Below are 24,562 nucleotides of genomic sequence, written 5' to 3' on the forward strand. Positions count from 1 at the left end.
GATTGGCTAAATCATGGCAATCGACCAATGCTTGCACCTTTCTTCATGACGATCACCTGCACTTGCCGCCACGCATGATCGGCGATTGACTATGCAGCCCATCCATCGCACGGCCTGCGTCCAAATCAGGCAGACATTGCCGCTGTTTGCACGCGGTGGTGCAGTGATCGACCATGCCTGAGGATCTTTCCCTGTCGGGTATGGCACAAGGAGATCAACTTGCCACGATTCCACTGCCATGATCAGAAAAAACGGGCTGCGGCACTGGCCCTTCGCTTCGAAGCCTTGCTCGCTTGCGGCGCAGAGCGGGAAATTATCGCCATACTGCGCGATGAGGCCCGGGCGCATCCCGGTCCGCCACCAGGCAGCCAGTTGCTGCAGGACGTTTTCTTCATCTGGATTGGCTGTCTGCCGCCCGCCGCCCTGGCCTATATCGACGTCTGGAAGGAAGCCCTGCAGGGCAAGGGCAGCGTGCGTATTTATTACGACAGCCATTTTTTGCTGTTCAACCACTACCGCCGGCTGTTCCATGCGCTCTATCCGCTGCGTACCGATACGCCGGCAGCGGAGTGGATTCAATACCAGGATCACTTCAAGCGCCTGATCGATGCCGGAATGATGCAGGGGAAGACCTTTGATCAGGCGCTGATCGGTGCCTGCGCCCAACTGGCGCCGCGCGAATCCGCCAGGCTGCAGGCGGATCTGCTCTTGTCGCAACAACGCCTGGCAGCGCTGCAGTGTCAGTATGTGCTGCGGGATATCCGCCAGGAGCGCGGTTTGTTTTTCGAGCCGTTCTTTGCGCGGATTTATCATCAGGAGCTCTGTCTGCGCGCCAATGCGGCAGCGGCGGCTGACATCCTGCGGCTGTTGCTGCTCTACCGGCATGGCGGCGTGTATGTCGACGTGGACACCCTGCCCTCGCTGGACGGCGTCTTCGGCCCCCTGTCGGATCAGGCCAACGGCAACATTCAGTCGATTGTCCGGGCCGAACTGTTCCTGCAACGGCGTCAGTCGCTCAGGCCGGCAGGCCCTGCTGCCCCGGACGCGGATGACTGCTATCGGCAAGCCCTGCAGGCGCAGGCACCGCATCTGCTGGCCAGCCTGCACCACCTGGCCGGGCGCTGGGATGGCACCCCCCTGCCCGCCCCCCGCATCCATGCCCGTGAGCATCTGCTGGCCATGGCCGCCATGGCCTCCTGCGGGCAGTTCAACAACAATCTGCTGGCGGCCCTGCCCGGCTCGAGACTGGTGCGCATCCTGCTGCGCGAGATCAAGCGGCGCTATCGCTTTCTGTTCCGTTATCGACTGGAGCACGGGCCACAGCCGGATCTGCCGGCACACCATTATCTGGCGCGGTTGCGTGACTATCGTTACGACGCCTTGCAGGAGCAGGATCATGTCACCCTGTTCCTGACCGGCCCGGTCATGATGCTGGAGGTGCTGCTGGGCATGGCTTACAGCGTGCTGGATCTGGATCAGCGGGTCAGCCCGCTGGCGATGTCTTATGTACTGCGGCTGGACAGCCTGGGGATTGCCTGCACCGAACAGACCGCCTATACCCCGGAGCACATGCGTTCATCGTGGATGTGACCGGCGCCGGGCGGCGCAACAAAAAAGGACTGCCTGTGAACAGACCCCAAAGGTTGGACGGGTGTCCAACCTTTGGGGTCTGTTCATCGGGGTCCCTTTTTGATGACTGTCTGGCGCTTACTCCACCGTCACGCTCTTGGCCAGGTTACGCGGCTTGTCGACGTCGGTGCCGCGCGCCAGGGCCACGTGGTAGGCGAGCATCTGGACCGGAATGGCATGCACCACCGGGGACAGCACGCCGACGTGACGCGGGGTGCGGATGACGTGGACGCCTTCGGATTCGCTGAAGTGACTGTCGAGGTCGGCAAACACGAACAGCTCACCACCGCGGGCACGCACTTCCTGCATATTGGATTTGACCTTTTCCAGCAAGGTGTCGTTGGGGGCGATCACCACCACTGGCATGTTCTGGTCGACCAGGGCCAGCGGGCCGTGCTTGAGCTCGCCGGCCGGGTAGGCTTCGGCATGGATGTAGGAGATTTCCTTGAGCTTGAGCGCGCCTTCAAGGGCGATCGGGTAGTGCAGGCCGCGGCCGAGGAACAGGGCGTCGTTCTTGGGCGCGAAGCGCTCGGACCATGCCTTGATCTGCGGTTCGAGGTTGAGGGCATGCTGCACACTGCCCGGCAGGTGGCGCAGGTCTTCCAGATAGGCAGCTTCGGCGGCGGCATCGACGCGACCGCGCTGTTTGCCCAGGGTCACGGCCAGGGTGAACAGGGCGACCAGCTGGGTGGTGAAGGCCTTGGTCGAGGCGACGCCGATTTCGGCGCCGGCACGGGTATAGAACACCAGATCGGAGGAACGGGGAATGGCGCTTTCCTGCACGTTGCAGATCGACAGGGCATGGCGGGCGCCCAGCTGCTTGGCGTACTTGAGCGCTTCCATGGTGTCGAGGGTTTCGCCGGATTGCGAGATGGTGACCACCAGGTGGTTAGGGTGGCACCAGGCTTCGCGGTAGCGGTATTCGCTGGCGATTTCGACGTCGCACAGGATGCCGGCAATGCTTTCGATCCAGTATTTGGCGGTCAGGCCGGCGTAGTAGCTGGTGCCGCAGGCGAGAATTTTGACGCCTTCAAGCTGGCCGAGGATGCTGGCGGCGTGTTCGCCGAACAGTGCCGGGCTGAAGCCGGTTTCCAGCACGGCTTCGATGGTATCGGACAGGGCCTTGGGCTGTTCGTGGATTTCCTTCTGCATGAAGTGGCTGTAGGGGCCAAGCTCCAGCGAGGACAGCGAAACGTCGGAGACGTGGATCTTGCGTTCGACCGGCTGACCGGCAGCATCGATGACCTTGACGCTGTGGCGGGTCAGGTGGGCCAGATCGCCGTCTTCCATGAAGATCACGCGCCGGGTGGCGGACAGGATGGCAGAGACATCGGAGGCGATGTAGTTTTGGCCTTCGCCCAGGCCGATCAGCAGCGGGCAGCCCATGCGCGCGCACACCAGTTCGTCCGGCTGCGCCAGCGAGACCACGCCGATGGCGTAGGCGCCGATCAGTTCGCGCACTGCCAGCTGCACGGCATCGAACAGATTGCCGGTCTGTTGCAGGGTGTGGTGCACCAGGTGGGCAATGACTTCGGTGTCGGTCTGCGACTCAAAGACATAACCCAGGGCCTTGAGGCGTTCGCGCTGAGCTTCGTGGTTTTCGATGATGCCGTTATGGACCACGGCGATCTGGCCATGCGACACATGCGGGTGAGCATTGGGTTCGGTCACGCCGCCATGCGTCGCCCAGCGGGTGTGGCCAATGCCCAGAAAACCTTGCAGTTGCTGTTCGGCCGCGGCATTTTCCATTTCGGCCACGCGGCCGACCCGGCGCACGCGCTCGATGGCACCGTTGCTCAGCACGGCGATGCCGGCCGAGTCGTAGCCGCGGTATTCCAGGCGCTTCAGCCCTTCAACCAGCAGGGGCACAACGTTATGGTCGGCGATGGCGCCTACGATTCCACACATGTCTCTTTATCCTTGCTCAAACAGTCCTTCGCTGTCGAAGGCGCGATTATCCGTGATTCAGCTTTTCTTTTTCGGGCGCTGCCAGCCGGGGATGGTGACCTGACGGGCACGGGCCACGGTCAGTTCACCAGCCGGGGCGGTCTTGGTGATCACCGAGCCGGCGCCGACGGTGGCGCCCTGCTCCAGGGTGACCGGCGCGACCATCAGGGTACCGGAGCCGACGAAGACGTTGTCCTCAACCACGGTACGGAATTTGTCTACGCCATTGTAGTTGACGGTCACGCAGCCGGCGCCGACGTTAACCTTGCTGCCGATGCTGGCGTCGCCGATATAGGTCAGATGGTTGACCTTGCTGCCAAGGCCAATGTGGCTCTTTTTGACCTCGACAAAGTTGCCGATGTGGACCTGATCGGCCAGTTCGGCACCCGGGCGCAGGCGGGCGTAGGGGCCGATCTTGCAGTCGGCACCGACCACGGCGTCTTCCAGCACGCTGAAGGGGGCAATCTGGGTGCCGGCGGCGACGGTGACGTTCTTCAGCACACAGTGCGAACCGATGCGGACGTTGTCACCCAGGGTCACCTGGCCTTCGAACACACAGTTGACGTCGATGGTGACATCCATGCCGTGCTGCAGCTCGCCGCGAATGTCGATGCGTGCCGGGTCGAGCAGGGTGACGCCGGCCTGCATCAGGGCCAGGGCGCGGTTGCCCTGGTAGATGCGTTCCAGTTCGGCCAGCTGGACCTTGTTGTTGACGCCGGCGGCTTCGTAGGAGTGCGGTACCACCGCACTGCCGACTTTCAGACCATCGCCGTGGGCCATGCCGAGCACATCGGTCAGGTAGTACTCGCCCTGGGCATTCTGGTTGCCGAGACGGCCGAGCCAGCCGGCCAGGCAGCGGTTGGGCAGGGCCAGGATGCCGGTGTTGATTTCGTTGATCTCGCGCTGGGCCGGGTTGCAGTCCTTGTCTTCGACAATGGCAACCGGGCTGCCGTCCTGGTCGCGCACAATGCGGCCATAGCCGGCCGGGTTGGCGACGATGTCGGTCAGGACCGCCATGCTGTCGCCGGCGGCGCTGAGCAGGTCGTGCAGGGTTTCCGGTCGGGTCAGCGGCACGTCGCCGTACAGCACGAGTGTGGTGCCTTCGTCCGGCAGTGCGGGCAGGGCCATCTTGAGGGCGTGGCCGGTGCCGAGTTGTTCTGTCTGCTCAACCCAGAGGATGTCGCTGTCGGTGATGCGGGCGCGCACCTGGTCGCCGCCGTGGCCATACACCACGACCAGGCGCTCGGGATTGAGGGCGCGCGCGGTGCGGATAACATGGGCCAGCATCGGTTCGCCGGCAATCGGGTGCAGGACTTTGGGCAGGGTGGAATACATGCGCTTGCCTTTGCCGGCAGCGAGAATCACGACGCTTGGACGTTGCATAGGATTGTTCAGAGTAAAAAATAGGAAAAGGCTGCCCCCTGAGGGACAGCCTACTATACACGAATCGTGCTTTTCCTTTTAGACCTCTGTCAGACAGTGGTCTTAATGGTGACGCTTGCGAAGGTAGTCCAGCGCCTTGAGCTCGGCGATGGCCGTCGCCAGCGCGGCGTGAGCACGCGCGGTCGACTGGTCGTCGCTGGCTTTCTTCAGCGCATCTTCGGCGTTGCGCTTGGCCTCATTGGCGCGCGCTTCGTCGAGGTCTTCGCCACGGATGGCGGTATCTGCCAGGACCGTAACGATTTCCGGCTGCACTTCCATGACGCCACCGGAGACCGCCACCAGGACTTCTTCCTTGCTGCCCGGTACGGTCAGGCGAAGAATGCCTGGCCGGATGGTGGTCAGCAGCGGAATGTGGCGCGGGTACACACCGATTTCACCCTCTTGTGCCGGCGCGACCAGAAATTCGGCCTCACCGGAAAAGATGAGCTGTTCGGAGCTGACCACTTCTACCTGCATCTTGGACATGAGCCCTCTCCTTAGTTAAGGGTCTTGGCTCTTTCAACCGCCTCTTCAATGGAACCCAGCATGTAGAATGCCTGTTCCGGAAGATGGTCGTACTCGCCGGCGAGAATAGCCTTGAAGCCCTTGATGGTGTCCTTGAGGGACACGTACTTGCCCGGGGAGCCGGTGAACACTTCGGCCACGTGGAACGGCTGCGACAGGAAGCGCTGGATCTTACGGGCGCGAGCCACGATCAGCTTGTCTTCCGGCGACAGTTCGTCCATGCCCAGAATCGCGATGATGTCACGCAGTTCCTTGTAGCGTTGCAGGGTGGACTGCACGCCGCGGGCAACGGTGTAGTGCTCTTCGCCGACAACCAGCGGATCCAGCTGACGCGAGGTGGAGTCGAGCGGATCGACGGCCGGATAGATACCCAGCGAGGCGATGTCACGCGACAGCACCACGGTAGCGTCCAGGTGGGCGAAGGTGGTGGCCGGGGACGGGTCGGTCAAGTCATCGGCAGGCACGTAAACGGCCTGGATGGAGGTGATCGAGCCGGTACGGGTCGAGGTAATACGCTCTTGCAGTCGACCCATTTCTTCGGCCAGCGTCGGCTGGTAGCCCACGGCGGACGGCATACGACCCAGCAGGGCGGAAACTTCGGTACCGGCCAGGGTGTAGCGATAAATGTTGTCGATGAACAGCAGTACGTCACGGCCCTTGCCGGAAGCGTCCTTCTGGTCGCGGAAGTACTCGGCCATGGTCAGGCCGGTCAGGGCGACGCGCAGACGGTTGCCCGGCGGCTCGTTCATCTGACCGTACACCATCGCTACCTTGTCGAGGACGTTGGAGTCCTTCATTTCGTGGTAGAAGTCGTTGCCCTCACGGGTACGCTCACCCACGCCGGCAAACACGGACAGACCCGAGTGTGCCTTGGCGATGTTGTTGATCAGTTCCATCATGTTGACGGTCTTGCCCACACCGGCACCGCCGAACAGACCGACCTTACCGCCCTTGGCGAACGGGCACAGCAGGTCAATCACCTTGATGCCGGTTTCCAGCAGTTCGGTCGAGCTCGACAGTTCGTCGAACTTCGGTGCGGACTGGTGAATGGCGCGGGTTTCTTCGGAAGCAACCGGACCGGCTTCGTCAACCGGGTTGCCCAGTACGTCCATGATGCGGCCCAGGGTGGCATTGCCAACCGGTACGGTGATGGCCGCGCCGGTGTTGGTTACTGCCAGTCCACGCTTCAGACCGTCGGAGCTGCCCATGGCGATGGTACGCACGACGCCGTCACCCAGCTGTTGCTGGACTTCCAGGGTCAGGTCGTGGTCTACCAGCTTCAGGGCATCATAAACCTTTGGCATGGCGTCGCGCGGAAACTCCACGTCGACGACGGCGCCAATGATTTGTACGATTTTGCCTTGGCTCATTATCGGTTCCTAAACTTATAAACTGTTACGGCGCGCGCGTCAGACCGCGGCGGCACCGGCCACGATTTCGGACAGTTCGGTGGTAATCGCTGCCTGGCGCGACTTGTTGTACACAAGGCGCAGTTGCTTGATGGCGTTACCCGCGTTGTCGGTAGCGGCCTTCATCGCGACCATGCGCGCGGCCTGCTCTGATGCCATGTTCTCGGCCAGAGCCTGGTAAACCACCGATTCCAGGTAACGACGCACCAGCACTTCCAGTACTGCGAGTGCATCCGGTTCGTAGAGGTAATCCCACGACGGACCGCTTTCCACCACCATCTGCTTCGGCTTGACCGGGACCAGCTGCTCGTCCACCGGCTCCTGCTTCATGGTGTTGATGAACTTGGAGTACACCACGTGGATGACATCCAGTTCGCCTGCCGCATATTTCTCGAACAGCACACGCAGGGGACCGATCAGGTGTTCCATCTTCGGCACGTCACCCAGCTGGGTGGCGCTGGCCGCGATGTTCAGACCTGCACGCTGGCAAGCTGCCAGACCTTTCTGTCCCAGGCAGCACACGTCTACCTCGATGCCCTCGTCGGTCAACGACTTCACCTGGGCGAAGAATCGCTTCAGGGTGTTGACGTTCAGGCCGCCGCACAGGCCCTTGTCGGAGGTGATCAGGATCACCCCGGCACGCTTGACCGGGCGCTGCACCAGCATCGGGTGCAGCACGTCGGTCATGTTGGCCATGGCCAGGTGGCCCATGACGGTGCGCACCTTTTCGGCGTAAGGACGGGCAGTGCGCATGCGTTCCTGCGTCTTGCGCATCTTGGAGGTCGACACCATCTGCATCGCGCGAGTGATCTTCTGCGTGTTTTGCACGCTGCGGATCTTGGTGAGAATCTCTTTGCCGACTGCCATATCCTGAACCTTTCGTATGTCTCGTTAGTGTGAGTCAGTCAAAAGGTCAGTTATAGCTGAAGCCGGCTTTGAAGGATTCCATCGCCTTGACCAGAACCTGTTCCTGCTCGCCGGTCAGTTCACCGGTGCGGTCCACTGCGGCCAGCAGGTCGCCATGGTTGGCGCGTACGTCTGCCAGGAACGCGGCTTCGAATTCCAGTGCCTTCTTGACCGGCACATCTTCGTAGTAGCCCTTGTTCACAGCCCACAGGGTCAGCGCCATTTCGGCGGTCGACAGGGTGGCGTACTGGTTCTGCTTCATCAGTTCGGTGACGATTTCACCATGCAGCAGCTGCTTGCGGGTGGCCTCGTCCAGGTCGGAAGCAAACTGCGAGAACGCAGCCAGTTCGCGATACTGGGCCAGGGCCAGACGGATACCGCCGCCGAGCTTCTTGATGACCTTGGTCTGGGCCGCACCACCGACGCGAGATACCGAGATACCGGCGTTGATGGCCGGACGGATACCTGCGTTGAAGAGGTCGGTTTCCAGGAAGATCTGGCCGTCGGTAATCGAAATCACGTTGGTCGGTACGAACGCGGAAACGTCGCCGGCCTGGGTTTCGATGATCGGCAGCGCGGTCAGCGAGCCGGTCTTGCCGGTCACGGCACCGTTGGTGCGCTTGGCCACGTCGTCTTCGTTGATGCGCGAAGCACGTTCCAGCAGGCGGGAGTGCAAATAGAACACGTCGCCAGGGTAGGCTTCACGGCCCGGCGGGCGGCGCAGCAGCAGCGAGATCTGACGATAGGCAACGGCCTGCTTGGACAGGTCGTCGTATACGATCAGCGCATCTTCGCCGCGGTCGCGGAAGTATTCGCCCATGGTGCAGCCGGAGTACGGTGCAATGTATTGCAGGGCAGCGGCTTCGGAAGCGGTCGCGGCCACCACGATGGTGTGGGCCAGTGCGCCGTGTTCTTCCAGCTTGCGTACCACGTTGGCGATCGAGGAGGCCTTCTGGCCGATCGCCACGTAGATGCAGACTACGCCGGTACCTTTCTGGTTGATGATGGCATCCAGGGCCACGGCGGTCTTGCCGGTCTGGCGGTCACCAATGATCAGCTCACGCTGACCACGGCCAACCGGTACCATCGAGTCGATGGCCTTCAGGCCGGTCTGCATCGGCTGCGACACGGACTGACGGGCAATCACGCCCGGGGCAATCTTTTCGATCGGCGAGAATTCGCTGGCGCCGATCGGGCCCTTGCCGTCAATCGGCTGGCCCAGGGCGTTCACGACACGACCGATCAGTTCGCGACCTACCGGGACTTCCAGGATGCGGCCGGTACACTTGACTTCGTCGCCTTCGGAGATGTGCTCGTATTCGCCCAGAATTACGGCGCCTACGGAGTCACGCTCCAGGTTCATGGCGAGGCCAAAGGTGTTGCCCGGGAACTCGAGCATTTCGCCCTGCATCACGTCCGCCAGGCCGTGGATCCGGACGATACCGTCGGTCACGGAGATGACCGTACCCAGGGTACGGGTCTCTGCGCCAACCGACAGATTCTGGATCTTGGCTTTGATCAGATCGCTGATCTCAGAGGGGTTCAACTGCATGATCTCTCCTAATTCTTGAGGCTTGCCGCCAGGGCGTACAGTTTGCCGCGGACCGACGCGTCAATGACGTCGTCGCCGACCAGGACACGGGCACCACCGATCAGTTCGGGCTCGACCTTGACGTCGAGGCGCACGGTCTTGCCGTAACGCTTCGACAGGCTGGCCACCAGATCGGATGCCTGGGCATCGGTCAGCGGGAAGGCGGTCTGTACACGGGCTTCGATGGCGCCTTCGGCTTCGGCCTTGAGCGCTTCGTACTGTCTGGCAATTTCCGGCAGCAGCATGAGCCGGCTGTTCTCGATGAGCGTTTCGACGAAGCGCTTCACGCTGTCGTCGGCACGGTCACCCAGCACACCCAGGAACAATGCCTCAACCTCTTGTGCGGTATGTTTCGGGTTGGTGACCACGTTGGCCACGTCCGGGTTGTTCACCATGGCAGCCAGCCACTGCAGCGCCTCGAGCCATGCGTCAAGGCGCTTCTGCTCGCTGGCCAGGCTGAATACCGCTTCGGCGTAGGGCCTTGCGACGGTAATGAGTTCTGCCATGAGTGTATTAAAACTCCGCTTTGATGGAGGCAAGCAGATCGGCGTGCTTGGCCGGATCGATCTCGCGACGCAGGATCTGCTGCGCGCCTGCCACGGCCAGTTCGGCCACTTGCAGTCGCAGTGTTTCCTTGGTACGCATCACTTCCTGATCAATCTCGGTCTTGGCATCGGCCACGATGCGGGCGCTTTCGGCGCGGGCCGCATCGGCAGCTTCATCGACGATCTGGTGCGCGCGCTTTTCAGCAGCGTGCAGGATCTCGGTTGCCTGCTGACGAGCTTTCTTCAGCTCATCGGCGACGCGCTTTTCGGCGGCTTCCAGATCCTGCTTGCCACGCTCGGCGGCAGACAAACCGTCGGCGATGCGCTTGGCGCGGGCATCCATCATGTTGGTAAGCGGAGGCCAAACAAACTTCATGGTGAACCATACCAAGACGGCGAACGTCAGCGCCTGACCCAGTAATGTGATGTTAAATTCCACCCTGTTTTCCTCCAGTCGAGTATCTACAACAACCGTTTTTCAGACCGATCAGGCGGCGTGCTTCAGGGCAGCCAGGGCAGCGGACAGGAACGGGTTGTTGAAGGTGTACAGCAGGGCCACACCGACACCGATCATCGATACCGCGTCAAGCAGACCAGCGATAATGAACAGCTTGGTTTGCAGAACCGGGATCATTTCCGGTTGACGTGCGGAAGACTCCAGGAATTTGCCGCCCAGAATGGCGAAGCCGATGGCGGTACCGAGGGCGCCCAGGCCAATGATCAGGGCAGCTGCCAGAGCGGTCATCGACTGAATCTGAGAAACGAATGCTTCCATTTAATTCTCCTAGAACTTTTAAAACACGTATGGTTGGGAAAAATTTTTAAAGCTGTACGACTAAAATCAGTGGCTTTCGACTGCCAGGCTCAGATACACGACAGTCAGCATCATGAACACGAACGCCTGCAGCGTAATGATCAGGATGTGGAAGATGACCCACGGGCCCCCCAGAGCCCATTGGCACCACCACGGCAGGAGCGCGATCAGGATGAAGATCAGTTCGCCGGCGTACATGTTGCCGAACAACCGCAACGACAGCGAAATCGGCTTGGCCAGCAGTTCGATCAACTGGAAGATAAAGTTGATCGGGGCCAGGATGATGGTGCCCAGGGCACCGGAGGCATGGAACGGCGCAGTCAGCAGTTCCTTGCCGTAGCCGCCCAGACCCTTGTGCTTGATGGAAAACGCAAAGATCAGGAACAGCACCGACAACGACATGGCGAAGGTGGCGTTGACGTCAGCCGACGGCACCACGCGGAAGTAGACATGCTCGGGCTCGAGACCGAAGCCGTAGTGACCAATCGCCTGAGCGATCATCGGCACCAGGTCGACCGGCAGCATGTCCATCAGGTTCATCAGGAAGATCCAGCAGAAGATGGTCAGCGCCAGCGGGGCGACCAGCTTGCTCTTGGCATGAAACACGTCCTTGACCTGCGTGTCGATCATCTCGATCAGCGATTCGACAAACAGTTGCAGACGGCCCGGATTCTCCATTTTGGCATTGCGTGCCACCATGGCCATGATGATGGCGAAGACGAAGCCGAGGAACAGGGAAACGGAGAAGGTATCGATGTGGACGCTCGAGAACCCTTCAGCGGAATTCCAGAACGTCAAATGGTGCTTGATATACTCAGATGCGTTGCTTGCCATTGCGCTTTTCTCTGTTTATTTAATTAGAAGCCCGAACCAATAGCCGGATACCGCAGCAAGGTATCCGCAGAACAAGCCGGCTACGGATAAATTCTTGTAAAACACCAGCACGCTGCCGAACATGACGACAGTCAGCATGAACTTGACTGCCTCGCCGCGGAAATGCGCGCGCATCAGAATGCTGGGCGCCACGCGACGTCTGGAATAGGCAATCCGGCTGTAAACCCAGGCCGGAATCAACGCCGACAATCCCCCCAGCAACGTTGACACCATGACCCCGATGCGCATCCCCCCAAGGATGGCACTGACCGCCACGGCGGCCAGGATCAGCCGGACCTGCAGGCTTAGCACCCGCCCTACTTCTGGATTATTCATGTCCGATTTTGCGAAAAATCGCACGATTATAGGCTTGGCATGAAACATCAGTCAACCAAGCGGCCGCTCGAAACTGCTTGTAATAAAACTTCATTCCATTGATTTTACTTGCAGTTTTTCTAATATCCCTTCCAAAGCCGCCAGAGAAGAATATTCAATTGTAATTTTGCCCTTTCCGCCCTTTCCGTGGCGGATGTCCACCCCGGCGCCCAGATGCTCGGCCAGCTGTTCGCACAGCCGCTTGACATCCGGGTCCTGCGGCGGCCGAACCGCCGCCGGACGGTCGTCCTGCTGGGCACGGCGCTCGACTTCGCGCACCGACAAGCCTTGCCGCACCGTCTCTTCCGCCAGCTTCAGCTGCCGCGGCAAGGGCAAGGTGAGCAAGGCACGGGCGTGCCCCATCTCCAGCTTGCCTTCATGCAAAAGGGATTGAATCACCTCGGGCAGCGACAACAAGCGCAACAGATTGGACACTGCGCTACGCGAACGTCCTAAGGCCTGGGCTGCCGTTTCGTGGCTCATGCCAAATTCATTAATCAGCCGCTGGATGCCCTGCGCCTCTTCAATTGCATCCAACTCCTGACGCTGGATATTTTCGATCAGCGCCATCGCCAGCGCGGCTTCGTCCGGCACGGTCTTGATCACCGCCGGCACTTCAGCCAGACCGGCAATGCGCGCGGCACGCCAGCGGCGCTCACCGGCAATCAGCTCATACTCGCCAAAGCCAATTTCACGCACCACCACCGGCTGGATGACACCCTGCGAACGGATGGATTCCGCCAGATCATTCAGCGCTTCTTCATTCATGCGCGTGCGCGGCTGATACTTGCCCGGGCGGATCAGATCGATGGCGAGCGTCTGCAGGCGATCTTCCGCCGTTTCGGCAACGGAAAGCAGCGCATCGAGGCCGCGTCCGAGTCCTTTGAGTTTGACCATGATGTTTTAGTGGGTCGCTTGTGCGGGTTCAGATTCAAGACGGGTGAGCAATTCACCCGCCAACGTTAAATAGGCCTGGGCGCCGCGGGCATTGCGGTCATAGACCAGACCGGGCAGGCCGTGACTGGGCGCCTCGGCCAGCCGGATATTGCGCGGGATGACCGTCTCGAACACCTTGTTGCGGAAATGCTGGGCCAGCTGGTCGGCCACCTGTTGCGACAGATTGCTGCGCGCATCGAACATGGTGCGCAACAGACCGAGAATCTCGATGCGCGGATTGACCGCGGCACGCACCTTGCGCAGCGTGCCGACCAGATCGGACAGGCCTTCGAGCGCGTAATACTCGCAGACCATCGGAATCAGCACCGAATCGGCGGCCACCAGGCCATTGAGCGTCAGCAGGTTCAGGGACGGCGGACAGTCGATGAGAATGTAGTCGTACAGATCGTCCACCTGCGCCAGCGCATTCTTCAGCCGCTGCTCGCGCGCCAGCTCCTGCACCAGCTCGATCTCGGCACCGGCCAGATCGCGGTTGGCCGGCAACACATCGTAGCCGCCCTCACGGGCGTGCTGGCGCACGTCGCGGGCATCGGCATGGCCGAGCAGCACATGGTAGACACTGTGATTGAGATTCTGCTTGGCGATGCCGCTACCCATGGTGGCATTGCCCTGCGGATCGAGGTCGACGATCAGCACCCGGCGTCCGAGTTCTGCCAGGCTGGCCGCCAGGTTGACCACCGTGGTGGTCTTGCCGACGCCGCCCTTTTGATTGGCGACCGCGATGATGCGGCTGTTCATTGCTTCACCATTCTCACCAGATGGCGCTCGGCATCCAGGCCGGGCACGCTGACCGGCACCACTTCGCTGACCGTGATGTCGGCAGGCAATTGGGCGATCTCCTCATACGGGTAGACCCCCTTCATCGCCACGAACTGGCCGTCTTCTGCCAGCAAATGGCGTGTCAGCTTGACGAATTCGCCCAGCTCGGCGAAAGCCCGGCTGGTGATGCGGTCGAACTTCTGCTCCGGCTGGAACAGCTCGACGCGCTCGGTGACGACTTCGACATTGGGCAGTTTCAACTCGATTGCCGCCTGACGCAAGAAAGTCGTCTTTTTGTGGTTGGCGTCCAACACCACCACCTGCAGATCCGGCCGGGCAATCGCCGCCGGAATACCGGGCATGCCGCCGCCCGAGCCGACGTCCAGCAGACGGGTTCCGCCCTGCAGATGCGGCACCAGCGTCAGGCTGTCGAGCAGGTGATAACTCACCATGCGCGCGGTTTCGCGCACGGCGGTCAGGTTATAGGTCTGGTTCCATTTGGCCAGCAGCGCCAGATAGGCATCGAGCGAGGCCAGTTGGCGCGCGCTCAGTTCAAGCCCGATATGCTCCAGCCCCAGAGACAGTTCGCTGATTGTATTTATTTTGGTCACCCCTCGTGATCACGAGTCATCAGTATGGCGCAGGCAAACCAGGCCCTGCGCCGGGAACAACGGCTGAATCACCGTCATTCAGGCTGTTTTTTTGCTGTCGGCAAAGCCACGCTTCAGATGCACCATCAACAAGGCCACGGCGGCCGGGGTGACCCCCTGGATGCGCGAGGCCTGGCCAAGCGTTTCCGGCCGCTGGCTGTTGAGCTTCTGCTGAACTTCCTTCGACAGCCCCGACACCAGCGCATAATCCAGCTCGGCCGGCAGACGCACCTGGTCCAGATTATCGCGCCGCGCCAGCTCATCGTTCTGCCGATCGATATAGCCTTGATATTTGACCTGAATTTCCACCTGCTCGGCAACCACATCGTCATCGACACCGCCCCCGGCCTCCGGCAGCGTCATCAAGGCGGCATACGTCACGTCCGGCCGCTTGAGCAAATCCTGCAGGTTGTACTCGCGCTCGATCGGCCGGCCGAGCAAGGCCGTCAACACGGCCTGATCACTGCGCGCCGGATGCACCCAGGTCGCCTTCAGGCGCGCCTTCTCGGCCTCGACCGCATCACGTTTGCGGCAGAAAGCCTCCCACTGCGCATCCCCCACCAGGCCAAAACGACGGCCGGCTTCAGTCAGACGCAGGTCAGCATTGTCCTCGCGCAGCTGCAGACGGAATTCCGCGCGGCTGGTGAACATGCGATATGGCTCGCTGACCCCCTTGGTGATCAGATCATCCACCAGCACACCGAGATAGGCCTCATCACGGCGCGGACACCAGCCCTCCTGCCCGCTGGCCAGCAGCGCCGCATTCATGCCGGCGAACAGCCCCTGCGCGGCCGCTTCTTCATAACCGGTGGTGCCATTGATCTGCCCGGCGAAGAACAGACCCTGAATCGCCTTGGTCTCGAAGGTGGACTTCAGCCCGCGCGGATCGAAGTAGTCATATTCGATGGCGTAGCCCGGGCGCAGGATGTGGGCATTCTCCATGCCCGGGATGCTGCGCACCGCGGCCAGCTGGATATCGAACGGCAGACTGGTCGAAATGCCGTTCGGATAGTATTCGTGGGTATCGAGCCCTTCCGGCTCGAGGAAGATCTGGTGGCTGTCCTTGTCGGCGAAGCGGTTGATCTTGTCTTCAATCGACGGACAATAGCGCGGCCCGACCCCCTCAATCACCCCGGTAAACATCGGGCTGCGATCAAAACCGGAGCGGATGATCTCGTGGGTCTGCAAGGTGGTGTGGGTAATCCAGCACGGCAGCTGACGCGGGTGCATGGCGCGGTTGCCGCGCACCGAGAACACCGGCTCGGGCGTATCGCCCGGCTGTTCTTCCATGCGGGAAAAATCGATGCTGCGGCCATCGATACGCGGCGGGGTACCGGTCTTGAGACGGCCAACCGGCAGGCTGAGCTCGCGCAGCTTTTCGCCCAGCACCGAGGCCGCCTGGTCACCGGCACGGCCACCGGTGTAATTGGACAGGCCAACATGGATCTTGCCGGCGAGGAAAGTGCCGGCGGTCAGCACTACGGTACTGCCGTGGAACTCGACACCAATCGCGGTTTTCACCCCGATGACACGTTCCCCGGCCAGCAGCAGGTCATCCACCGGCTGCTGGAACAACATCAGATTGGGCTGGTTCTCCAGCATGTGACGGATGGCGGCCTTGTACAGCACGCGATCGGCCTGGGCACGGGTGGCGCGCACCGCCGGCCCCTTGGAGGCGTTCAGGGTGCGGAACTGGATGCCGCCCATGTCGGTGGCCAGCGCCATGGCACCGCCCAGCGCATCGACCTCGCGCACCAGATGCCCCTTGCCAATGCCGCCGATGGACGGATTGCACGACATCTGGCCCAGCGATTCGATATTGTGGCTCAACAGCAAGGTCTGGCGCCCCATGCGCGCCGCGGCAAGGGCTGCCTCGGTGCCGGCATGGCCGCCGCCCACCACAATCACGTCAAAGCGCGTCGGATAAATCATGGCCTGCTCACGGAATTCAACTAAAACGTATTATTTTACGTCAAAATCCGTCCGATTTTAAGCTTTTGATTTTACAACAGACCGACCGCGTCCAGTCCGGACGCGGTTTTACGGCGAGGCAGGTGCTGGTGCAACCACCTGACGCGCGGCAAACACCCACTCCTGATAGCTGCTTTTCTGCCTGAAGCCCTCGTGGTCACTATCAAAGCCATCCTGTTTGAATGGCGTCAGTGTCGACTGGCTGAAGACAGCGGTAATCCCGTCACCGGGGCCACGCTGCAGCCCCCACTCACCGGACCCGGTCATCGGGTCGGGCGACAACCGGCGCAGATAATGGCGGACCTTCAGCCCGTCACTGTCATCGTCCACCAGCTGCGCCAGTCGGGTGGGGTAAAGCCCCTGATGATCGGCGGCATAGCGACCAAGCGCATCGGCGATGGCATCACCGGTCTCCAGCAGGGACTGCTCATGCTCGCGCTGGATCTCGGCCGACAGGTCATGCACGCGATACTGCAGCATCATCCCCAGCACCATCAGCGCCACCAGCAGCCCCAGCAGCACGTAGCCGCGCTGAGCCTTACCAGCTGGCATAACTGGACCCGTCCAGCGCCTTGCCCGGCGCACTGCTGTGCACATCACGAATGCCGCCCTGCTCGTCATTGTCCAGCTTCCAGTCATCGGTATGTCCCGTCAGCGGATCGCTCGGCAAGCTCCGCAGATAACGATGCTCGACCAGCGCCTGCAGCGTGTCCGCCGGCTTGCCCAGATCAGCGCGATACTGCTCCAGCGCATCGCGCATTGCCTGCAGATTGTTGCGCAGCACCGTCTCGCGCGCCCGCTGCTGCTCGTTGATATAACGCGGCGTCACCAGTGTCGTGAGCAAGGCAATGATGCTCAGCACCACCAGCAACTCGATCAGGGTAAAGCCGCGCATGAAGCGCCGGGATCTCATCACTACCACTCCTTGTACGGCACACCGTTAAAACCGGTGCGTTCACTCTTGCTGCTGACATCAAACACATCGTGACCATCGGGCTGATAGGGACGAATCTGCCATTGCTCCTCGGCAGCACATGTCGGGCAATCACTCATCGGATCCTGTGGAATCCGCCGCAGAAAATAGAGCTTGCGGCCATCGACCCGCTTCTTGTCCACCACCCCGTCAACCAGCACCTGCAGCGAAGGCGGATAACCGCTGTCATCGGCCTGATGCTCGATCTGCCCCTGGTCCACGGCCTTCTTGTAGTCGTCGATGGCCTGACGCATCGCATGCAGCGCATCACGCAGCTCGCGTTCCTGCCGGCGCTGTGTGGCCTGGGCCAGCATCGGCATGGCCGCACTGGCCAGCAGCCCCAGCAACGCCACCGTCACCACCACCTCAATCAGGGTAAAACCGCGCTGACGCTTCATCGCTTGTCGTCCGGCGGCGTCACCGGCATCGGTCCGCGGAAGAAAGGCATTGGCGCGGGGCCGTCACCGGCCACGCTCTCAGGCGGGGGCGGGGGCGGCGGATCATTGCGACGGGGGGCGCTGACACCCGGCGTATCATCCGTAACGCTGGCGCCATTGGCTCTGACCGACACCTGTCCGGCATTTTCTCCCAGCTGCAGCGGATCGCCGATCCGGTTCTCAGGCCCGATACTGAAACGGGTCAGTGCAGCCGGCGGCGGCGAGAACTGGCGCACAATGTGCGGCGTAATCAGCAGCACGATCTGCGAATTCAGATCATTGCTGTCATGACTGCCGAACAGGCTCTTGAGCAGCGGAATTTCGCTCAGGAAAGGCAGACCGACATCCTTGACCGAGTCATCCCGCTTGATCAGACCGCCCAGCACCTGCGTGACATTGTCGCGGGTCGACAGCACCGTCGAGGCCGAACGGTTCCCCAGGCGATAGACCATGGTGCCGTCCGACATGGTGGTCGGCTGGCCGATCACATCACTGACTTCCAGCGACACATTCACGCTGACCTCCTGGCCGAGACTGATACTCGGTTCAACGTTCAGCGTCAGGCCCACATCCTGATACGACACCGAACTGCTGCTGCCGGCGGTGGTCAGGGTCGAGGTCACGATCGGCAGCTTCTCGCCGATCTTGATCGTCGCCTTCTGATGGTTCTTCACCCGAATCTTCGGATTGGCCAGGGTATGCACCTTGTCATTGGTTTCACTCAGATTGATGCCCCCCACCACACCATTGCTGCCCATGCTGACACCGATGCCGCTGCCATTGAGGTGACGCAGCTTCTCGATGGTGGTCTGGCCGCTCAGCGAGGTACTGCCATCGGTGCCGCTATTGGCAAATCCGATACCCACCGAGCCCGGATAGTTGATGCCCAGATTGCGCGCCAGCGTGTCGCTCACTTCCAGCACCTCCACATCCAGCGTCACCTCCGACTGCGGCAGATCCAGCGATTGCACCATGCGGTCCGCCGCGGCCAACACGGAAGGTACATCGCGCAGCACCACCGCATTGAGCCGCTCGTCGATGGCAATATCCCGCGGCTTAAGCACTTGCTTGAGCGTATTGAGTACCTGCTTGGGATCGGCATTGGACAGGTAATAGGTGCGGACACCCAGATCCTGATATTCGCGTTCCTTCTCCGGTCGAGACGGATAAATCAGCAAGGTATTGCTGTTGAGCAGCTTTTTGCTCAGCTTGCTGGTCGCCAGCAACAGATTGATGGCATCCCAGGCCGTGCTCTTCTGCGTGGTAATCGTGGCGCGCAGCCCCGGCGAGACATCACTGTCAAAAATGAAATTCAACCCCGTCATGCGGCTGATGGCATCAAACACGGTATTCAGGCTCTGGTTACGAAACGACAAACTGACCGGTTTTTTCAGCGCCGCCGGGACATTGCTGCTAAGTTGCCCCTGCCCTGCGGTGCGCATCAGCGACTCGCGAAAATCCAGTGCCTCCTGCCAGGTCGGCTCTTCAGCCAGAATCTTGCCCAGCCAGTCGAGCGCCGCCCCCGGATCCTGTGCCGCCAGGCTGCGCGCCTGCGCCATCCATTGCTGGTGCAGCTGCCGATTGTCGATGGCCTTCAGCCCCTGCTCGGCCCGATAACTGGCCGGGTCATGCTGCAATACCGAGCGATAGCCCTGACCGGCCGCAGTCATATCACCGGCAGCCAGCGCCTTGTCTGCCAGAGCCAGTTTCTGCGCGTCATACTGCGCCAACAGACGCTCGTGTTCCGCCCGCAACTGCATATTGTCTGGTTCGGCCTTCATGGTCTGCTCAATCCGAGTCAGCGCCCCCTCCAGATCGCCCTCCTGGTAGAGGGTTTTGCTGGCCATCAAAGCCCGGTCAACCGAACAGCCGGCCAACAACAGGCTCAGCATCATCACGCTGACCATCCCCTGACGAGTCGGGAAAGGCGGTTTGTTCATCTGCTTCATGGCATCCACTCCAAGAATTTGTGTTTGCCATCCGACAAACGGGTGAATTCGATCTTTCCTGCGGCCACCTGCTCCAGTCGGTACTGGCCGGCCAATATCGTTCCAGGCCGACTCACCGCCGGGTCACGACAGCTCTGGCAAACCGCCACGGTCTTGCCTCCGGACTGCAGGAACACCACCAGGGCATCGGCGGCAGCGGCACTGGCCTCACGATTCTGCCAGGTGCCCCCCACCTCAAAGGGCAGCGGCGGATCCGGCACCTCCTGGCGCATCGCCGGAGCGGGCACGACAGCCTGCTGTGCCGCCGCCCCCTGAGGCGCGGCAAACAAATCTACGGCAGGAGCAGAAGCCAGCGGCGGCAAGGTTGCAGCCCGCTTTTGACCCGTCCCGCCCCCCGATCTCGCTATCGGCGACACCGGTTCGTTACCCAAGCCAGGCCACCATTGGCTGGCTGCCGCCAGCAGCAGCGATATCGCGCCCAGCCACTTCAATCCGCGGTGCATGTATCTGCTCCCATATCCAGTTTCACCGAGGCCCTGATCGCCCCACTGTGACCATCGTCACGCGTCAGGGTCAGATGGCGGATCTGTGCACAGGGCAGCGCCTGCAAAGCCAGCAGCGTCTGACGCAGCGGCAGATAACCGTTGCTCAGGCCGATATCCACCGTACGATCATTGCCGATGCGAATTTGCATCCCCGCCAGATCCGGCTGATCCAGCAGCGCCATCAGCCGGGCATGACGTGCCTCCAGCGACACCTGCCTGCGCGCCAGGGCCGCCCGGTCACGCGCTTCGGCCGCCAGCAACTGCCGTAACTGGCTATCCACTCTGGCCTGCTGTTGCTGCCACTGCTGCTGTTGCACTTGCAGCAGCCGGGCCACCCCCAGGGCCGACAAAGACAGCAACAGGCACAGCAACAGCGCCGGCCAGCGCGCCAGGCGGCAATACAGCCAGCCATGGCGCATATTCCCTTTCCACCCGCTCATATCGCCACCTCCAGCCGGATTTCCAGGCGAGCCGGATCTCCCGGCGTGGTAATCAGCGACTGTTGACTCAACATGCTTACGTGCAGCCCCTGCTTGCGCAGGGTATTAATCCAGTCCATCACCTCTGCCAGCGTGGCGCTGCGCAGCGTCAGCTGCATCTTGCGACTGCCGCTGTCCGATTCCAGCCGCAACAGGCTCAGCCCCCCCGGCCAGCTTTGCTCCAGCCGAAGCACCAGCCACAAAGCCGGATCCATGGCATCCCGCGCCGGGACCGCCACCCGGCTGTCCCGGTTCACCCTGCTTTGCAACCGCGCCTGACTGTCGGCCAGGTCCTGTTGCGCCTGCTGCCATGACTGCAGCAGCGGCGTCAGACAGGCATAACTGAGCAACACCGGCAGCACCAGCCAGGGCCAGCGCCTGCGGGTCGGCAAAAAAGAAAAACCACTCATGACTCACTCCAGACAAAAGGCTGGCTGGCCGTATCATCCAGACTGAACCAGCGCGGCAGGACCAGAGGAATCGACAGTTCGGCCAGCCGATCCAGCACAGCCTGCCGCGCCAGTCCGGCCTCCACGCGCAATATGCCGCCCTGCTGCCACTGCCCCTGCTCATGCAACAACCACTGCAACACATCGCCATCCCGCAGCAACAAGGTCTGCGTCACCTGCCGGGGGGGGCGATGCCGCTGGGCCAGCAAAGGCCACACCGGCCGGACAGACAGCAAGGACAACCGCTGCAACAGCGCTCGCCACACCTGCCAATGGGCCAGCCGCACCCCACAAGCCAGCGTATTGCGCCCGGCGGGCTGCCATTGCCAACAGGCCAGCCAATCCTCCGGCTCACCACCAAAATGCCGTGACAGCCACTGACGCGCATAACCCTGCCAGTCACCCGGTTGATGCAGCCCGTCAAGCCAGGGCAAACACACCGTGGGTGCCAGCGAGCCGCCCAGCCGCAAGGAAACGCGCCCGCGCGCGCCATCCAGCAGCTCGGCCAGCGCCGCCTCGGGCGTCCCGACAAACGACTGCATCTGCCACGCTGCCAGCGGATGGGGCCGCTGCCAGCAACGCGCTTGCGTGCCATCCAGCCACATCCTGTACTCAGCCAAGGTCAAGGACACGGGACACCTCCTCCAGCGTGGTCAGCCCCTGCGACACCGCCATCAGCGCATCCAGCCGCATCGGCCGGTACAGCCCGGGGGTACAACGCGCCATCAACTCACTCGGGCTCAGACCCTGCGCCAGCGCCGTACGCAGCGGCATATCCAGCGCCAGCGTTTCCAGCAGCGCCATACGCCCCTTGTAGCCCGTACCCTGACAAGCCTCGCAACCGACCGGCTGGCGACAGCCGGCACCCGCCCACTCGGCATCGACCGGCCCCAGACGGGCCTGCCATTCGGTAGACAACACCGCCGGCTGCGCACACTGTCCGCACAGGCGCCGCACCAGGCGCTGTGCCAGCACACCATTGAGTGCCTCGGACAGGCTGTGCGACTCGACGGCAAAGAAACGGAAACGTTCGATCACACTGAACACGCCATTAGCGTGGATCGACGACAACACCCGGTGCCCGGTCAGCGCCGACTGAATGGCAATCGAGGCGGTTTCACCGTCACGGATCTCCCCGACCAGAATGGTGTCCGGGTCATGACGCATCACGGCGCGCAAACCGCGGGCAAAAGTCAGACCCTTGCGTTCGTTGACCGGAATCTGCATGGCCCCGGCCAGTTGATACTCCACCGGGTCTTCAATGGTGATGATCTTTTCATCCTGCTGATTGAGCTCACCCAGGGCGGCATACAGCGTGGTGGTCTTGCCCGAACCGGTCGGCCCGGTAATCAGCGTCATGCCATGCGGCCGAGCCGTCAGCATGCGCAGCGCAGCCGCAGAATCCTGGCTGACACCCAGCTGCGCCAGCGTCAGGCGATCCGCCATCTGGCTGGTATCCAGCAGACGCAGTACCGCGTCCTCCCCCCAGATACTGGGGATGATCGACACCCGGATATCCAGACTGCTGCCTTCGATCCGGGTACTGAAACGCCCGTCCTGCGGCACGCGGCGTTCGCCGATGTCCAGGCCGGATAAAATTTTCAGGCGCGAAATGGCCTGGGAGGCCAGCTCCTGCCCCTGGATCTGACCGGCATGCTGCAGCAAACCGTCAATGCGGTAACGAATCAACAAGCCTTGCTGTTGCGACTCGATATGCACATCACTGGCACCGGTCTTGAGGGCATCAAACAACGTGGAGTCGATCAGCCGGATCACCGGATTACTCTCGCGATCCAACCCCTGGCGAGAAATTTCCAGCACGCTGGTCTCGCCCTCCTCGCCGTGCTGCCCCCAATTCACGTCCTGCAGCGTACGCGCCTGCTCACCGGCCTGCGCCAGCACCGTCTCGACCAGCCCCGGCTCAGTGGCCGCCAACTGCCAGCTCACCGGCTGGACCGCCGCCCACTGGCGTGCCGGCACATCGCGCGGTTCGGCCAGCACTAGCAGCAGCTCGCCCTCCAGCACCAGCGGCAACAGTCTGCGCTGCCATGCCTCGGCCAGCGGCAGCAGGTCAAAACGCCACTCGGCCTGTTCGACCTGAGTGGCCGCCAGCCAGCACAAACCCAGCATGGCTGCCTGTTGTTGTTGCGACGGCTTCATCAGCCCAGTCCTCCCGCAAGATCAAAAATCGGCAAATACAGCATCACCACCAATCCGCCCACCATCACCCCGACAATCAACATCACCAGCGGCCCCAGCACCTTGGCCGCCAACTCGTGTACCCGCGCCAGCTGCTCATCATGAAAGCGCACGATGTGCTCACACATGGTGCCGATCTCGCCGGTATGCTCACCGACCCGCAACAGATGCTCGGCCACCGGCGTCGTCATGCCATGCTGTACCAGCGCATCCGACAAGGCCGCGCCGCCCGACAGCGCCTGACTCACTCGCTTCAGCACCTGCTGCCGGGTATCGCCCAACAAGGTACCGGCCAACTGCAGGGCCTGCGGGATCGGCATCCCGCCCTGCAACACCAGCCCGAAGGCACTGTAAAACCGGGTCAGCTCGAACAACGTCAGAAAGGTTTGCAGCCGAGGCAGACGTGTCAGCAGGCCGAGCCAGCCGCCCCGCCCCTGACGACTGAACACTGACCAGCCCAGCCCCCCCACCACCCCCGCAATGGCCAGCCGGATCACCGTGCCATGCAGCGAGAGCAACTGCGCCCAGTCCAGCATCAGACGCGTGGTCAGCGGCATGGGGCCGCGCAGCGAAGACAACAGAGAGGCAAATCCCGGGATCACCAACAACAGCATGAACAGCACCACCGCCATGCCGACCAGCAGCACAATCGACGGATACATCAGCGCACTGAGCAACTGACGCCGCAGCTGATCCACCCGTCCCTGATAGTCAATGAAGCGACGCAGCGCCGAGGCCAGTTGGCCGGTCTGCTCGCTGGCCCCCACAACGGCGACCAGCAGCTCGGGGAAAATCGCCGGCGCCTCCGCCATCGCCTGAGACAGCGTGCGCCCCTCGCGCAAACGCTGACAGATCTGCCCCAGCGCCGAACGCACCCCGGGCTGATCTGCCTTCTGCCACAGCACCCCCAGCGCCTCGGCACTGGTCAGCCCCGCCTCCAGCAATGCCGCCAGCTCGCGGCAGAACAACCACAAGGGGAAGACCTGACGACGAGACCGACCGGACTGTCGCCGGGCCGTCGGCTGAACCGTCGGCGCATTGAGCACCACCACCCCGGCCGCATTGAGATGGCGCCGTGCACTGGCCAGATCATCGGCCTGCACCGTGCGCCTGACGGCGGTGCCATCCTGCAACACGGTAAATTCGAAGGAAGGCATG

At 62.0% G+C, this 24,562-nt stretch carries 26 protein-coding genes; 1 reads left to right on the plus strand and 25 read right to left on the minus strand.

The genetic code is table 11. The annotated features are described in order from the left end of the window. The first annotated feature begins 219 nt into the window (after positions 1-219). Positions 220-1,590, plus strand: coding sequence for a TcdA/TcdB catalytic glycosyltransferase domain-containing protein (locus JNO51_RS15230; RefSeq protein ID WP_215778927.1), 1,371 nt, complete (start codon positions 220-222; stop codon positions 1,588-1,590). A 117-nt stretch (positions 1,591-1,707) separates the two neighbouring features. Here JNO51_RS15230 and glmS read toward each other — a convergent pair whose 3' ends face one another. The 25 genes from glmS to JNO51_RS15355 all read right to left on the minus strand — a co-directional run bounded on the left by glmS (position 1,708) and on the right by JNO51_RS15355 (position 24,561). After that, positions 1,708-3,537 (minus strand): glutamine--fructose-6-phosphate transaminase (isomerizing), encoded by a 1,830-nt coding sequence (gene glmS / locus JNO51_RS15235; protein WP_215778929.1) that lies wholly within the window; start codon positions 3,535-3,537, stop codon positions 1,708-1,710. 57 nt (positions 3,538-3,594) lie between these two features. Next, entirely contained in the window at positions 3,595-4,959 is a 1,365-nt protein-coding gene (gene glmU / locus JNO51_RS15240) for a bifunctional UDP-N-acetylglucosamine diphosphorylase/glucosamine-1-phosphate N-acetyltransferase GlmU (RefSeq protein ID WP_215778931.1), read from the minus strand. 102 nt (positions 4,960-5,061) lie between these two features. Next, entirely contained in the window at positions 5,062-5,484 is a 423-nt protein-coding gene (locus tag JNO51_RS15245; protein WP_215778933.1) for a F0F1 ATP synthase subunit epsilon, read from the minus strand. An 11-nt stretch (positions 5,485-5,495) separates the two neighbouring features. Further along, the gene (gene atpD, locus JNO51_RS15250) at positions 5,496-6,893 is read right to left on the minus strand and encodes a F0F1 ATP synthase subunit beta (protein WP_215778935.1); all 1,398 of its coding nucleotides are present in this window, start codon (positions 6,891-6,893) and stop codon (positions 5,496-5,498) included. 39 nt (positions 6,894-6,932) lie between these two features. Continuing rightward, positions 6,933-7,799 carry a F0F1 ATP synthase subunit gamma gene (gene atpG / locus JNO51_RS15255; protein ID WP_215778937.1) on the minus strand — a complete coding sequence of 289 codons (867 nt, stop codon included), beginning with the start codon at positions 7,797-7,799 and terminating at the stop codon, positions 6,933-6,935. A 46-nt stretch (positions 7,800-7,845) separates the two neighbouring features. After that, the gene (gene atpA, locus JNO51_RS15260) at positions 7,846-9,390 is read right to left on the minus strand and encodes a F0F1 ATP synthase subunit alpha (protein WP_215778939.1); all 1,545 of its coding nucleotides are present in this window, start codon (positions 9,388-9,390) and stop codon (positions 7,846-7,848) included. 8 nt (positions 9,391-9,398) lie between these two features. Beyond that, positions 9,399-9,935, minus strand: coding sequence for a F0F1 ATP synthase subunit delta (locus tag JNO51_RS15265; RefSeq protein ID WP_215778941.1), 537 nt, complete (start codon positions 9,933-9,935; stop codon positions 9,399-9,401). Positions 9,936-9,942: 7 nt separating this feature from the next. After that, a complete protein-coding gene (locus JNO51_RS15270; RefSeq protein ID WP_215778944.1) occupies positions 9,943-10,413 on the minus strand; it encodes a F0F1 ATP synthase subunit B in 471 nt (156 codons plus the stop codon). A 48-nt stretch (positions 10,414-10,461) separates the two neighbouring features. Continuing rightward, complete coding sequence (gene atpE, locus JNO51_RS15275; RefSeq protein ID WP_215778946.1) at positions 10,462-10,749, minus strand: F0F1 ATP synthase subunit C; 288 nt, start codon at positions 10,747-10,749, stop codon at positions 10,462-10,464. 66 nt (positions 10,750-10,815) lie between these two features. Beyond that, on the minus strand, positions 10,816-11,622 hold the full coding sequence (gene atpB / locus JNO51_RS15280; RefSeq protein ID WP_215778949.1) for a F0F1 ATP synthase subunit A: 807 nt from the start codon (positions 11,620-11,622) through the stop codon (positions 10,816-10,818). Positions 11,623-11,637: 15 nt separating this feature from the next. Continuing rightward, a complete protein-coding gene (locus tag JNO51_RS15285) occupies positions 11,638-11,997 on the minus strand; it encodes an ATP synthase subunit I (protein WP_215778951.1) in 360 nt (119 codons plus the stop codon). A gap of 90 nt (positions 11,998-12,087) precedes the next feature. Then, a complete protein-coding gene (locus JNO51_RS15290) occupies positions 12,088-12,933 on the minus strand; it encodes a ParB/RepB/Spo0J family partition protein (protein ID WP_215778953.1) in 846 nt (281 codons plus the stop codon). Positions 12,934-12,939: 6 nt separating this feature from the next. Beyond that, the gene (locus JNO51_RS15295; protein WP_215778956.1) at positions 12,940-13,731 is read right to left on the minus strand and encodes a ParA family protein; all 792 of its coding nucleotides are present in this window, start codon (positions 13,729-13,731) and stop codon (positions 12,940-12,942) included. Beyond that, positions 13,728-14,354, minus strand: a complete 627-nt coding sequence (gene rsmG / locus JNO51_RS15300; RefSeq protein WP_215782750.1) for a 16S rRNA (guanine(527)-N(7))-methyltransferase RsmG — start codon at positions 14,352-14,354, stop codon at positions 13,728-13,730. Before rsmG ends, JNO51_RS15295 begins: the two co-directional genes overlap by 4 nt. Before the next feature lie 87 nt (positions 14,355-14,441). Next, the gene (mnmG, locus tag JNO51_RS15305) at positions 14,442-16,334 is read right to left on the minus strand and encodes a tRNA uridine-5-carboxymethylaminomethyl(34) synthesis enzyme MnmG (protein ID WP_215778958.1); all 1,893 of its coding nucleotides are present in this window, start codon (positions 16,332-16,334) and stop codon (positions 14,442-14,444) included. Positions 16,335-16,442: 108 nt separating this feature from the next. Further along, on the minus strand, positions 16,443-16,925 hold the full coding sequence (locus JNO51_RS15310; RefSeq protein ID WP_215778960.1) for a type II secretion system protein: 483 nt from the start codon (positions 16,923-16,925) through the stop codon (positions 16,443-16,445). Next, positions 16,912-17,286, minus strand: coding sequence for a type II secretion system protein (locus JNO51_RS15315; RefSeq protein ID WP_252346244.1), 375 nt, complete (start codon positions 17,284-17,286; stop codon positions 16,912-16,914). Before JNO51_RS15315 ends, JNO51_RS15310 begins: the two co-directional genes overlap by 14 nt. A 2-nt stretch (positions 17,287-17,288) precedes the next feature. Then, positions 17,289-17,744, minus strand: a complete 456-nt coding sequence (locus JNO51_RS15320; RefSeq protein ID WP_215778963.1) for a type II secretion system protein — start codon at positions 17,742-17,744, stop codon at positions 17,289-17,291. Continuing rightward, complete coding sequence (locus JNO51_RS15325; RefSeq protein ID WP_215778965.1) at positions 17,741-19,732, minus strand: secretin N-terminal domain-containing protein; 1,992 nt, start codon at positions 19,730-19,732, stop codon at positions 17,741-17,743. Before JNO51_RS15325 ends, JNO51_RS15320 begins: the two co-directional genes overlap by 4 nt. After that, positions 19,729-20,235 (minus strand): hypothetical protein, encoded by a 507-nt coding sequence (locus JNO51_RS15330; RefSeq protein ID WP_215778967.1) that lies wholly within the window; start codon positions 20,233-20,235, stop codon positions 19,729-19,731. The genes JNO51_RS15325 and JNO51_RS15330 overlap by 4 nt, the downstream gene beginning before the upstream one ends. Further along, positions 20,220-20,717 (minus strand): hypothetical protein, encoded by a 498-nt coding sequence (locus JNO51_RS15335; protein WP_215778969.1) that lies wholly within the window; start codon positions 20,715-20,717, stop codon positions 20,220-20,222. Before JNO51_RS15335 ends, JNO51_RS15330 begins: the two co-directional genes overlap by 16 nt. Beyond that, entirely contained in the window at positions 20,714-21,166 is a 453-nt protein-coding gene (locus JNO51_RS15340; protein WP_215778972.1) for a hypothetical protein, read from the minus strand. The genes JNO51_RS15335 and JNO51_RS15340 overlap by 4 nt, the downstream gene beginning before the upstream one ends. Next, the gene (locus JNO51_RS15345) at positions 21,163-21,837 is read right to left on the minus strand and encodes a hypothetical protein (RefSeq protein WP_215778974.1); all 675 of its coding nucleotides are present in this window, start codon (positions 21,835-21,837) and stop codon (positions 21,163-21,165) included. Before JNO51_RS15345 ends, JNO51_RS15340 begins: the two co-directional genes overlap by 4 nt. Continuing rightward, positions 21,818-23,365 carry a GspE/PulE family protein gene (locus JNO51_RS15350; RefSeq protein WP_215778977.1) on the minus strand — a complete coding sequence of 516 codons (1,548 nt, stop codon included), beginning with the start codon at positions 23,363-23,365 and terminating at the stop codon, positions 21,818-21,820. Before JNO51_RS15350 ends, JNO51_RS15345 begins: the two co-directional genes overlap by 20 nt. Next, a complete protein-coding gene (locus JNO51_RS15355) occupies positions 23,365-24,561 on the minus strand; it encodes a type II secretion system F family protein (RefSeq protein WP_215778988.1) in 1,197 nt (398 codons plus the stop codon). Before JNO51_RS15355 ends, JNO51_RS15350 begins: the two co-directional genes overlap by 1 nt. Position 24,562 lies beyond the last annotated feature (1 nt).

The organism is Paludibacterium sp. B53371, from assembly GCF_018802765.1.
Taxonomy (GTDB): domain Bacteria; phylum Pseudomonadota; class Gammaproteobacteria; order Burkholderiales; family Chromobacteriaceae; genus Paludibacterium.